This window comes from Streptomyces sp. GbtcB7 (assembly GCF_019091445.1).
In the GTDB taxonomy this organism is placed as follows: Bacteria; Actinomycetota; Actinomycetes; order Streptomycetales; family Streptomycetaceae; genus Streptomyces; species Streptomyces mirabilis.
The window spans coordinates 96,520-108,165 of the sequence record NZ_JAGXJM010000025.1 but is presented as its reverse complement, the minus strand read 5'-3'; the positions used below and the strand labels follow the sequence as shown (position 1 = coordinate 108,165).

Sequence of the window (11,646 nt, the reverse complement as noted above, 5' to 3'; positions counted from 1 at the left end):
GGGCTCCCCGGTCTATCGGTACGCGGCGGGGCGGCGTTCGTCGAGGTGGCGCAGCACGCGGCGGGCGCGGTCGATCTCGGCGGCGATGTCGACCTCGGCGACGGCAAGGCCCGCCTTGGCCCAGGTGCGGGCGAGGATGTCGCCGCCGGGGCCGACGACCTTGGACTGGCCGAGGAAGCGCATGCCGCCCATGGCGCCGGTCTGGTTAGAGGAGGCGAGGACGACCTGGTTCTCGGCGGCGCGTGCCTGGTCGTAGAGGTCGAAGAGTTTGGCCTGGCGGTCCTGGGCCATGCGCGGGGCGCGGTTGGTGATGCTGGTGGGCCAGGCGGACAGGCACGCGAGGATCTCGGCGCCGTCCAGGGCGAGGGAGCGCGCGGACTCCGGGAACGTCTTGTCGTAGTCGATGAGCATGCCGATCCGGCCGACCGGGGTGTCGAAGGCGTCGAAGCGGTCGCCGGGCGCGTAGGCGGCGACCTCTCCGGCCGGCAGGTGGACCTTGCGGTGGCGGCCGAGGACGCCGTCGCCGCTGACGCAGACGGCGGCGTTGTAGCGTTCGTCGCCGCCGTCCTCGCAGTAGCCGACGCAGACCACCATCTCGGCGGCGAGGCGGGCTACCTGGAGGATCAGCGGGTCGTCCGGCTTGAGGGCCGGGGGCAGCGCCTCGGGGTCGGGGTGGCGCAGGTCGGCGAGGTATCCGCCGAGCGCGGCGTCGGGCAGGACGAGCAGTCCGGCGCCCGAGCCCCGGGCATCGTCGATGATCTTGGCGATGCGGGCGAGGTCGAACTCCAGGTCGCGGCCGAAGTGGGCGGCGGCGGCCGCGATCCGGACTGCGCTCATCGGTCGCTGCTCATGTGCTGACTGCTCCTGCGTGCGTGTAGGTTTCCGGGCGCCGGTCACGCAGGTGCCCCATGGAGCGGCGCGCGGTCTCCAGGGCCTGGGTGACGTCGAGTTCGGCGATCGCCAGACCCGCTTCGACTCCGGTGTCGGCGAGGATCTCGCCGCCCGGGTCGACGACCTTGGCGCTGCCGACGAAACGTAGCGACCCGAAGGTACCCGCCTGGTTGGCGGAGATCCACACGATCTGGTTCTCCAGGGCGCGGGCCCGGTCGAAGAGGTCGAAGCGGCGCTTCCAGCGGTCGTCGGCGAGTTCGGTCGCGGCGTTCGTCCGGGAGCCGGGCCAGGCCGAGACACAGACGCCGATCTCGGCGCCGTCCAGCGCCAGCGCCCGCGCGGACTCCGGGAACGCCTTGTCGTAGCAGATCATCATGCCGATCCGGCCGACGGGCGTGTCGAAGGCGTGGAAGCGGTCGCCGGAGGCGTAGCTGGCGTCCTCGCGGAGCGGCTGGTGGACTTTGCGGTGGTTGCCGAGCACTCCGTCGCCGTTCACGCACACCACACTGTTGTAGCGGGCGTCCCCGTCGGCCTCGCAGTAGCCCGCGACGACGGTCAACTCCCCCGCGAGGGCGGCCAGTCGGCGGATCTCGGGTCCGTCGAGGGCGAGTGCGGGCGGGCCCTCGTCCGAGGCGGAGTCGTCGAGGCTGAGCAGATAGCCGCCGAGGCAGGCCTCCGGCAGGGCGAGGAGGCGTACACCCGCTGTCTTGGCCTCCTTGATCAGCCGCTCCACGACGGCGAAGTCCTCTTCGAGGTCGCGGCCGAACTCGGCGGCGACAGCCGCCATACGAAGGGTGCTCACGCCGTCCCCATTCCAGTCACCGGTCCGGTGACCGCTTCGGTGATCTCGCCGTCGGGCCAGCGCAGGCCGACGCCTTGTCCTGTGGTCAGTTCTCCGCACACCGCACCGACGGCGGGGCCCGCGGGCAGCCGGGGAGCGTCCGGCTCGTCGGCGGTGAGCATCCCGAACCCCGGGAAGCAGGTCAGCCAGTCCCCCATGGACGCCCCGCCCGGCCGGGGCACCGCGGCCACGTCGAGGACGGCTCCGCAGCCGCTCGCCTCCGCGAGCATGCCGAGCGTCCCGGCGATCCCGGCCATCGACACGTCCTTGGCGGCGGCGGGCCGGGCGACGGCCACCGCCGCGGTCATGGCGCGCAGTTCGTCCGTACGACGTTGGGTGGACGAGTCCCATTGGCGCCCCCGGTGGCCGGCGCGCCAGCCGCCGCCGAGGTCGGCGGTGAGCCGGACCGCGTGACCGGGGCGCCCGCCACCGCCCGGTACCGGGTGGCTTGTGCGGCCGAGGGCGGTGACGGACAGTGCGGCGGGGACGCCGAGTTGGGTGTGGCCGCCGAGGACGGGAACGTCGTACGTCCGGGCCGCGCGTCCGAGTCCCGCGAGGATCCGCCGGGCGTGCGCCGCGTCCTTGGCGCCCACCGCGTCCAGGAGCCCGACGGGCGCGGCGCCCATCGCCGCGGGGTCGTTGACGTGGACGAGGACGGGGCACCAGCCCGCCCATTCCGGGTCGCGCTCGACCATGCACGGCACGATCGCGTGGCAGGCGGCGATCACATCGGTGCCCGGGACGGGTGCTCCGTCGTCGCCCAGGTAACCGCGCGGCCCCTGGAGCGGCGGGCCGGGCAGGGGTCGGAGAAGAGGTCCGAGAAGCGGTCCGAGCGGGGCCTTGGTGGCCGCCGCCTGTGCGGCGATCCGGCCGATCGGCCACCGCATGAGGACGTGCGGGGTGTTCGCGACTACGACCTCCCGGACCGTCTCCCAGCCGAGTCGGCCGAACAGCGGCCGGTTTCGGGTCTGTACGGTCGCGTCGAAGCGCAGGGCGCCCTCGGCCTCCGCCCGTGCGCACGCCGCCCGCACCAGGGCCGCGCCGATCCCGGCCGGGCCCCGGGCCCCGGGCGCGACGACCAGCCGCCCGCCCGCCCACCAGCCGAGGTCGGGGCCGTCGTCCACCGGGCCCAGCCGCACCCCGCCGACGACCGTGCCGTCCCGGTCCCTGGCGACCAGGACGAGGGTGCGCGGGTCCTCGTCGCGGTCGTCGAGGTCATGGCCCGCGAAGAGCCCCTGCTCGTGGACGAAGGTGTCCCGGCGCAGCCGCCGGTAGGCGCTCGACTCCCGCTTCCCCGGGGTGTCCTCGATGAGAAAGGCGGGCTGTCGGGCGAGCGTGCTGCGATCGCCGAGCAGCGCCAGGATGTCCTGAGCGCGCTCCGGCCCCGGCACGGTGGTGGATCCGTCGAGATACACGGTTCACCCACCCGCCGTCCTGAGCACACTGCACGCGCCGCAGGCCGCGCAGCCGGCGCGTTGGTCGGCGCCGGTCATTCCCGCCGCGCGGAGCTTCGCCGCGACGCCCTCGGTGACGCGGCGCAGCAGTTCGGCGTCCGGTGCCCGGGCTCCGTCGCGGGTGGCGAGCGTGCCGTGCATCGGACGGAAGGGGACGACGAAGGGATAGACCCCCCGGTCGATCAACTCCCCCGCTCCGGTGATGAGTTCGTCGGGGTCCTCGCCGAGGCCGACGAGGAGGTAGGTGGAGACCCGGTTGGGTCCGAACACGCGGACCGCCTCGTCCCACGCGGCCTCGTACTCCGTCAGCGGGACGGTCGACTTGCCGGGCATCCAGCGCCGTCGTACGGCGTCGTCGAGGGACTCGACGTGGATGCCGATGGCGGTGGCCCCGGCGTCGTACAGCTCCTGGATCCACGCCAGGTCGCCGGGCGGTTCGCACTGCACCTGGACGGGCAGGCCGGGCACCGCTTCGAGGACCGCACGCACGGAGCGTACGAGGTTGCGGGCGCCCCGGTCCGGGCCGGTCGTCGTTCCGGTGGTCATCACCATCTGCTTGACCCCGTCCAACCGGACGGCCGCCTCGGCGACTTCGGCGAGCTGTGCCGGGGTCTTGGCGGCGATGGTCGCGCCGGAGCGCAGGGACTCCTCGATGGTGCAGAAGCGGCAGCGGTCGGACTCCGCGTAGCGGATACAGGTCTGGACGACGGTGGTGGCGAGGACGTCGGCCCCGTGCAGGCGCGCGATGTGCTCGTACGGGATGCCCTCGGCGGTCGTCAGGTCGTAGAACTTCGGCCGAGGTACGGCGGTCAGGGTCAGGCCGGTGTCGGTGGGGGTCCCGCTCTCGTCGCCGAGCCAGACGCGGCCGTCGCGTACGGAGTAGGGGCTCGCGGGGTTGCGGGGCAGCGCGGCGTTGGCACCGTCGACGGGACCGGTACCCAGGACGAAATGTCCGTCGTCGCTCGGTCCCGCGCCGTCGGGCCGCCGCACCGGAGCCTCGGTCCGCACTCCGTGCAGGGCGAGTTCGGAGCGGGTCGTGATCCGCACGTCCACCGCTGTCGACTTGGTGCCAACGCTCACGGTGTACCCCTCAGAGCTGGTAGGTGGAGTTGATGATGGCGCCCTTGCGCGCGTAGTGGATCAGCGCGTCCTGGACGTCGAGGGGGTGGGTGGGGATGACGCCCTCGATCAGGTCCTCCTCGCGGGCGCCGTGCAGGGACAGGCCGAACCGGCAGCAGAAGACCTTGCCGCCCTCGGCGATGAACGTCTTGAGCTGGTTGTTGATGTTGTGCTCGCCGGGGAAGGCGGAGTTCCCCGTGGTCGGGAAGCCGCGGGTGGCGAGGCAGTTGAGGGAGCCGGGTCCGTAGAAGTAGATGGCGGTCTCGAAGCCCTTGCGCAGGGCTCGGGTGGCCTGCAGGACGGCGACGAAGGAGACCGAGGACTCGTGGGCGATGCCGTGCACGAGGGTGAAGTAGGTCTCCCCGTCCTCGGCCTGGTAGTCGGGGAAGACCTTGGTGGAGCCGTAGATGCTGGAGCCCTCGGGGAGGGAGGGGTGCGGGATCTCGTCGAGGGACTTCCGCTCGACGTCGCTGAGTTCGGTGACCGTCTCGGACATGGCTGTCTCCTTGTGTGTGAGCGAGCGGGGGGTCAGATCGTGTGTGAGAGAGCGCGGCGGGGTCAGTCGTAGAGCGCGGCGAAGGTGTCCCTGAAGACCCGCTCGCCGAGTTCGCCACCGCCGGTCGCGGCGGTCATCCGGGCGTACTCGCCCACGTAGTCACCCCACGGCTGGTCGCTGGCGAAGAGCACGCGGTCGTGACCGATGCCGCGGCGCTCGATCTCCCGGGCCAGCCAGTACGGGGCGAAGCCGATGGCCCAGGAGAGATCGGTGTAGACGCGTTTGCCGCCCTCGATCCAGTCGAAGAAGCGCGAGCCGACGAGCTTGATGTGGCCGCTCATTCCGCCGCCGAAGTGCACGAGGTGGAGGGCGACCCGGTCGGCGTACCGGTCGACGAGATGTCCGACCTCGTCGATGTCGGAGGCGGCGCCGGGCGAGGTGTGGACGTGCACGACGAGGTTCAGGCGTGCCGCCTCATGGAAGATCCGGTCGAGTACGGGGCGGCAGGCGGGGTCGGAGGCGCGGCCGCCCAGCAGAAAGCTGAGCTTGAGGGCGCGTACGCCGTCCTCGCGGGCCAGGGCGAGCGCCTGTGCGGTGCGGTGCTCGTCCTCGATGCGCGGGGAGACCCACAGGCCGGCCCGGATGCGGTCGTCGCTCTGGGCGGCCTCGACGGCCAGTTCGTTGAAGGAGAAAGCGACGGCGGGATCGGGGACGCCGTAGTTGGGGATGACGAGGGCGCGTTCGGTGCCCTCGGCGTCGAGGTCGGCGACGAGTTGCTTGACGGTGGCGCGGGCGCTGACGTCGGGGTGGACGGGCGGACCGCCGTAGAAGGGGTGGGCGGGCAGGACACCGATGTGACGGTGTGCGTCGTAAACCATGGCGATGCCTTCAGCCGACGGGGAGGGCGGCGGCGAGTTCGGTGGGGGCGCCGGTGAGGGCGCCGCAGACGTCGGCGAGGCGCCGCGAGGCGTCGATGTGGTCCGCGAGGAACTCGGCGTCCCTGCCGACCGCCTCGAAGCGGCCCGAGCCCCACGAGTACTGCCAGGGCAGACCCAGGAAGTACAGGCCGGGGGTGCTGGTGGCGCCACGCCGGTGCATGGGATAACCGCGGCCGTCGAAGGCGGGTATCCCGATCCATCGGTGGTCACGGGTGAAGCCGGTGGACCAGACGACGGAGGTGATGCCGGCCTCGGCGAGGTCGAGTGCGTCCGGCTGCCGCGCGGGTTCCCAGACGGGACGGTAGCGTGCCTCGTCCGGGGCCTGGATACCGTGCGCGGTGATGTGCGCGTCGATGGCGTCCTTGATGCCGTCGGCGACGGCGTCGGCCCGGTCGAGGTTGATCTTGAGGTCGTCGGCGAACTCCAGGACGCCTTCGTCGATGCCGGTCAGCCGCCCGTACAGCCGCATTCTGTCGCGGGCGAAGGCGCGGAGGTCGATGTCGCGACCGCCGTCCCTCCCGGTCACGTACTGGTTCACCCGCATCCGGACGGGGGGAGCGTCGGCGAAGCTGTCGATGCCCCTGGCGTAGTGGCCCACCTCGTCCAGCCAGGCCCCGCAGTCCCGGCCGCGGTAGAAGCGGGCCACCCGGGGTGCGCTGCCGACGGCCAGATGGACCTGGCGTCCCGCGAGGTGCAGGTCCTCGGCGATCTGGCAGCCGGACTGTCCGGTGCCCACCACCAGGACCGCTCCGTCGGGGAGCCGGTCGGGGTTGCGGTAGCGGGAGGAGTGGATCTGCTCGATCGGACCGGGCAGCCGCTCGGCCATCCGTGGGATGGCGGGCGTGTGGTAGGGGCCGGTGGCGACGACCACCTGTTCGGCGGTGAACTCGCCCCGGGTGGTGGTGAGTTCGAAGACTCCTCGGGCGGTGCGGTGCAGTCCGGTGACGGAGACGCCTTCGACGAGCGGCGGCGCGAAGAGGGCGACGTACTCCTCCAGGTAGCGCACGATCTCGTCGCGGACCATGAATCCGTCCGGGTCGGATCCCCGGTAGGGGTAGCCGGGCAGTTTGCACTGCCAGTTGGGGGTGACCAGGCAGAACGAGTCCCAGCGGCGCTCGCGCCACTCGTGGCCTACGCGGTGCGCCTCGACCACGACGTGTTCGATACCGCGCTCGCGCAGGCAGTGGCTGACCGACAGTCCCGCCTGGCCCCCGCCGACGACGGCCACCGGATAGTGGGCCCCCGCGAGCCGGGGGCTCACCCTGTGCTCCTGAGTTCGGGCATGAAATCCTCCATGCGAGGCGTAGAGGTAGAGGTGGTGGCACCTCGGCGCTGCTTGTGAGGACCACTTCAGCCAGCACGGGTTGCCGAATCAATTCATCCGGAACAAAGGGGAGTTACCGAACCCTCACTCGTTGCCTGGCAGGCAATGGCCGTCGGGCAGGGCGAGGTCGAGGGCGGTTCACGGGGACGAGGACGGGCAGTGCGGCACATGGACGAGCGTCTCGGTGACGTGCCGGGCGGATGTGCCGCGCCGGTGGGGCTCGACGAGCACGACGTCCGCGAGATCCAGCCCCGCGGTGGCACCCCCCGGTGGCGCGCGGCACCGGGTCGAGGGGCGCGCCGATGGCGAGCACCACGCCGGCTGGCCCCTCACGGACGACCGCGAAGCCACCGGTCGCCGCGCGCGGCTCGGACGGGTGGGACACGTGGAGGTACACCCACTCGCCGTGGGCCACGACGTCCAGAACCGGCGGCCCCACCTCGTCGAGACCTTGCCCTGGAGATCGGGCACGGCGGCGACGGCCGTACGGCGCGGCGGCCGAACTCGCGCTGGTCGGGAGGGTGGCGACGCTTCGCCCGGCGACCGGCCGTCGGCGACCGCGTGAGCGGCTCCGGGGCCGACGTGAGCCGGGCCCCCGGTCGCGGGCCCGGGAGGAGCCGCCTAGCGTGGAACACGTCCGGGCGGGGGACGGCACGGCGGACGTGGGGGCCGTCCTGTCTTCGGAGGTCCCCCAGTGGGTACCGTCTCGTTCCTCCTCGTCGTGGTCGTCCTGACGGCCCTGGCCTTCGACTTCACCAACGGGTTCCACGACACGGCCAACTCGATGGCGACGTCGATCGCCACCGGGGCCCTGAGACCACGCGTGGCCGTCGCCGTCGCGGGGGCGCTGAATCTGGCGGGCGCGTTCCTGTCCACGGAGGTTGCCAAGACCATCTCCGGCGGCATCGTGGACGACGCCAAGGTCTCCCTGGTGATGATCTTCGCCGGGCTGGTGGGCGCTCTGCTGTGGAACCTGCTGACCTGGCTCGCCGGGCTGCCGTCGAGTTCGTCGCACGCGCTGTTCGGCGGGCTGATCGGCGCGGTGTGGGTGGGCGCCGGCGGATCCGCGGTGCAGTTCGGGGCGATCGTCGAGAAGGTCCTGATCCCCGCCGTCGTCTCGCCGCTCGTCGCCTGTGTCGTGGCCCTGCTGGCGACCTACTTCGCGTATGTCATCACCCGGCGGACGGCGCCCGACCAGTCGCGGCGGGGATTCCGTCGGGGGCAGGTCGGTTCGGCGTCGCTGGTGGCGCTGGCCCACGGCACCAACGACGCGCAGAAGACCATGGGGGTCATCACCCTGGCCCTCATCTCGACCGGGGCGCTCGCCCACGACTCCGCGCCGCCCTGGTGGGTGGTACTCATCTCCGGAATGGCGATCGCGCTCGGCACGTACACGGGCGGGTGGCGCATCATCCGCACCATGGGCAAGGGGCTCACCGACATCGAGGCGCCGCAGGGCTTCGCGGCCGAGACCAGCGCGACGGCCGTGATTCTCGCCTCGTCCCACATGGGATTCCCCCTGTCGACCACGCAGGTGTGCACCGGCAGCATCCTGGGCGCGGGCCTGGGCCGCAGGCTGGCCCAGGTGCGGTGGGGCGTGGCCGGGCGCATCGCACTGTCCTGGCTGCTCACGCTGCCCGCGGCGGCGGCCGTCGGCGGCGCGGCGGCCTGGACCGCCGACCACGGCACCGCGGGCGTGGCCCTGGTGGCCGCCGTCGCGGCCGCGGCGGCGGCCGGGTTCTGGACACTGTCGCGCCACCGGCCCGTGACTCCGGACAACGTCAACGAACTGCCCGCCAGGCCGACCGAGCCCGTGGCAGAGCCTGCGGCGTAAATGCCAGCCGGCCGACCGTCCCGTCCCGTCCGACAGCGAAAGGAGGCGCGACGATGGACATCCACTGGGCCGCCCTCGGCGGCGTGTTCGGTGTGAGCCTCGGAATCACGCTGCTCACGGTCGTGCTGTTCTCCCTCGGTGTCGCCGCCCAGCCCCGTGGCGACGGCGGAGGCCACGGCGGAGAACGCTCCCGCGGCGCCAACCGGACGGCCACCGCGGCGGCGCTGCTGTGCTTCGGCGCGTGCCTGGCGGTCGCCGTCTACGGGCTCACCCTGATCATCGGCGGCTGACATCCGTCGTGCCCGAGGCACCGTCCGTCGTGCCCGAGGCACCGTCCGTCGTGCCCGGGGCACCGTCCGTCGTGCCCGGGGCACCGTCCGTCGTGCCGGACCCGGTCGTCCGCCCCCCCCCAGGCCCGAGGCCTGGCCTGCCGACCCGAAGTGCCTGAGACGGCAGGGGCGTTGTCAGTGGTGGCTGGCAGGATCGGCGACATGACGGACCTCATGGACGACTGGCGGTCCTTCCTGGTGCGCTGGAGCCAGGAATGGGCAGACGCGCAAGACCCCGACGCACCGGGGAGCGAGCGCCACGTGTGGGACGAGGAGCCTCTGCGTACGCGCTGGCTGGGGTTCCCGCCCGCGTCCGAGGAGCGCATCCGCGCCCTGGAGGAGCGGCTCGGGCACCGGCTGCCGCCCTCGTACCGGACGTTTCTGGCGGTGAGCGACGGCTGGCGGCACGCGGGCGGCTTCGTCTGGCTGCTCGCCGGTACCGACGCGGTGCGCCGGCACGAGGACGCGGCGGGCCTGGCCGAGTACTTTCCCGGGGATCTGGACGACGACCCCACGCCCGAGGACGTGTTGCTCGCCGGGATGTGGGAGCGGGCGCTGCAGCTGGACGTGGAGTCGGACGCGGTCTACGTGCTGCTGGACCCGGGGGACGTGGACGACGCCGGTGAGTGGGCGGTGTACTGCTACGCGTCGTGGCGCGCGAGTCCTCCGGAACGGTACGCGTCGTTCGGCGCGTTCGTGGAGGCGATGTACCGCGAGTTTCACAGCCTGCAGGTGAGCCGCTCGAAGCGTGCGGGGGCGGAGTTCGTCAACGCGACGACGAGGGCCCTGGACGCGTCCGTCGAGGCCGCGCGGCTGGACGCGCTGGGCGGGAGGTACGAGCGGGCCTCGGCGTCCCTGGCGGAGGCGATCGCGTACGGCAGGCCCCGGGCGACGGGGCTGCGCGACCAGATCCGCCGGCTGCTCGGGGAGACCTACATGGTGTATTTCCCGAGGCTCACGGCCGACCCGCTGTACGCGCCCGAGTTTCTGGCCGTGCTGGCGGCCGAGGACGTACGGCACCACCGGGACCGCCCGTCGTCGACCCATCACCTGAGAGGCGCCTCCGACGAGGTGTGCGAGGCGGTGGGCGAGACCCTGCGGCAGGTGGGGGACGGCACCTTCCGCTACACCGCCGAAGGCCCCTTCGGCCGTGCCGTGGAGGAGGCGCGGGAGCTGGCACGCTGGGGCGACGGGGACGCGGCCTGGCGCACTCTGCGCGCCGCGCTGCCCGAGTGGCGGCCGATCGGCCCCGAGCACCTCGCGCCGGTCGGCCTGTGCGCCGACCCGCTCCTCGGCCCCTTGATCACCCCGGAGCGGGGCCGGGAACTGCTGGCCACACCCCGGGCCGGACAGCGGGGCGACACACCGGCTCCCACGGCCGACCTGGATCCGCCGGGCCTGGCGTGGCTGGCGGAAGGCGATCCCGGCAACTTCCTGGTGTCGTACCGCTTCGTCCTCGTGGAGTCGGTGGAGCCGGCCGAGCTGCCCGGTCGTATCGGCGCCCCCGACAACGCCGTGCTGAACGCGCCGACGACCTTGTGGGACTCGCGCACGCGTTTCCCCGGCAACCGCACCGTGACGTGGGAGGACGAGGCGCTGGCCGCCGTCGGCCGGGCGGGCCCCGGCTGGAGCTTCGCCTTCGAGCCACGGCCGGGCGGGAGCTTCGACGAGCGGAGGTTCGTCTCCCCGGGCATCGCCGCTTCCCGGGGCACCCGTGCGGTGACGGTGTGGAGCGAGCCGAGCCGCACCCACCGTCCCGGTGTCTTCCATCTGTCCGTCACGCAGGACGGCGAGGAGCGGTACGCGTTCACCGTCCGGGGGACCTCGGTCAGCAGACGGGGGTCCGTGCCGGCCGCGCTGGACCCGGACCGTCTCTTCCCGCAGGACGACGCGCACGCCGAGCGGCTGGGCGAGCGCCGTGCCCTGGAGGCCCTTGCCGCCGAGTTCGGCGTCCGGCTGCCCCGGTTCGCCCTCAGTCGCGGACGTCTCCACAGCTTCCGGACCCGGCCCTGGAACCGGCCGCCGGGCCCCGGCGAGGGCTATGTGACGCTGGGCGTGGTCCGCGCGTGGCCCTGACGCCATACGTCGGCGGCCGAGGCGGGATGCCGGTCCGCGAGGTCACGGGACGGTTCGCACGCGGCCAGGGTTGAAGCGGTGGGCGAGGCGACGGTGAGGGAGTCGCCGGTGCCCCGGGCGGTGCCGAGGATGCGGGCGCGGTGGCCGGTGCCGACGAGGGCCGTGCGGAGAGGGGGAGTTCGGCCCATGGAGGGGGCCATTTCCGGCGTCCGCGCGGGGAGTCCCGGGTGACCCGATTCTTGTCCTGCGCGGGCACACCTCCGCGGCACAGGCAACCCACAGGTCCCGTTTCCCTTCCTTCGAGGCGCGAGGGGCTCCCGGTATCGACGGGGCGCCCGCGCTCG

At 72.9% G+C, this 11,646-nt stretch carries 11 protein-coding genes; 3 read left to right on the top strand and 8 right to left on the bottom strand.

Annotated features, from left to right (window positions below; genetic code table 11):
• Nucleotides 1–12 precede the first annotated feature (12 nt).
• The 7 genes from KVT44_RS34895 to KVT44_RS34865 form a co-directional block, all read right to left on the bottom strand.
• Nucleotides 13–837: a carbon-nitrogen hydrolase family protein gene (locus KVT44_RS34895; RefSeq protein WP_099919023.1), complete on the bottom strand. Its 825-nt coding sequence runs from the start codon at nucleotides 835–837 to the stop codon at nucleotides 13–15.
• Nucleotides 838–847: 10 nt separating this feature from the next.
• Nucleotides 848–1,693, bottom strand: coding sequence for a carbon-nitrogen hydrolase family protein (locus KVT44_RS34890; RefSeq protein WP_217571350.1), 846 nt, complete (start codon nucleotides 1,691–1,693; stop codon nucleotides 848–850).
• The gene (locus KVT44_RS34885; protein WP_217571348.1) at nucleotides 1,690–3,147 is read right to left on the bottom strand and encodes an MSMEG_0567/sll0787 family protein; all 1,458 of its coding nucleotides are present in this window, start codon (nucleotides 3,145–3,147) and stop codon (nucleotides 1,690–1,692) included. The genes KVT44_RS34890 and KVT44_RS34885 overlap by 4 nt, the downstream gene beginning before the upstream one ends.
• 3 nt (nucleotides 3,148–3,150) lie before the next feature.
• A complete protein-coding gene (locus tag KVT44_RS34880) occupies nucleotides 3,151–4,266 on the bottom strand; it encodes an MSMEG_0568 family radical SAM protein (protein WP_308314193.1) in 1,116 nt (371 codons plus the stop codon).
• A 10-nt stretch (nucleotides 4,267–4,276) separates the two neighbouring features.
• Nucleotides 4,277–4,801, bottom strand: a complete 525-nt coding sequence (locus KVT44_RS34875; RefSeq protein WP_099919027.1) for an MSMEG_0572/Sll0783 family nitrogen starvation response protein — start codon at nucleotides 4,799–4,801, stop codon at nucleotides 4,277–4,279.
• 62 nt (nucleotides 4,802–4,863) lie between these two features.
• Nucleotides 4,864–5,679, bottom strand: a complete 816-nt coding sequence (locus tag KVT44_RS34870; RefSeq protein WP_217571345.1) for an amidohydrolase family protein — start codon at nucleotides 5,677–5,679, stop codon at nucleotides 4,864–4,866.
• 10 nt (nucleotides 5,680–5,689) lie between these two features.
• A complete protein-coding gene (locus tag KVT44_RS34865; RefSeq protein ID WP_217571343.1) occupies nucleotides 5,690–7,000 on the bottom strand; it encodes an MSMEG_0569 family flavin-dependent oxidoreductase in 1,311 nt (436 codons plus the stop codon).
• Nucleotides 7,001–7,757: 757 nt separating this feature from the next.
• On the opposite strand from KVT44_RS34865, the gene KVT44_RS34860 reads away from it, so the two are divergent.
• From KVT44_RS34860 to KVT44_RS34850, 3 genes are all read left to right on the top strand, one after another.
• Nucleotides 7,758–8,897 carry an inorganic phosphate transporter gene (locus KVT44_RS34860; protein ID WP_217571341.1) on the top strand — a complete coding sequence of 380 codons (1,140 nt, stop codon included), beginning with the start codon at nucleotides 7,758–7,760 and terminating at the stop codon, nucleotides 8,895–8,897.
• Nucleotides 8,898–8,950: 53 nt separating this feature from the next.
• On the top strand, nucleotides 8,951–9,187 hold the full coding sequence (locus tag KVT44_RS34855) for a hypothetical protein (RefSeq protein ID WP_097287928.1): 237 nt from the start codon (nucleotides 8,951–8,953) through the stop codon (nucleotides 9,185–9,187).
• A gap of 201 nt (nucleotides 9,188–9,388) precedes the next feature.
• On the top strand, nucleotides 9,389–11,302 hold the full coding sequence (locus tag KVT44_RS34850) for an SMI1/KNR4 family protein (RefSeq protein ID WP_217571340.1): 1,914 nt from the start codon (nucleotides 9,389–9,391) through the stop codon (nucleotides 11,300–11,302).
• Here the strand turns inward: KVT44_RS34850 and KVT44_RS34845 are convergent.
• A complete protein-coding gene (locus tag KVT44_RS34845; RefSeq protein WP_217571337.1) occupies nucleotides 11,266–11,490 on the bottom strand; it encodes a hypothetical protein in 225 nt (74 codons plus the stop codon). The genes KVT44_RS34850 and KVT44_RS34845 overlap by 37 nt on opposite strands.
• Nucleotides 11,491–11,646: the final 156 nt, after the last annotated feature.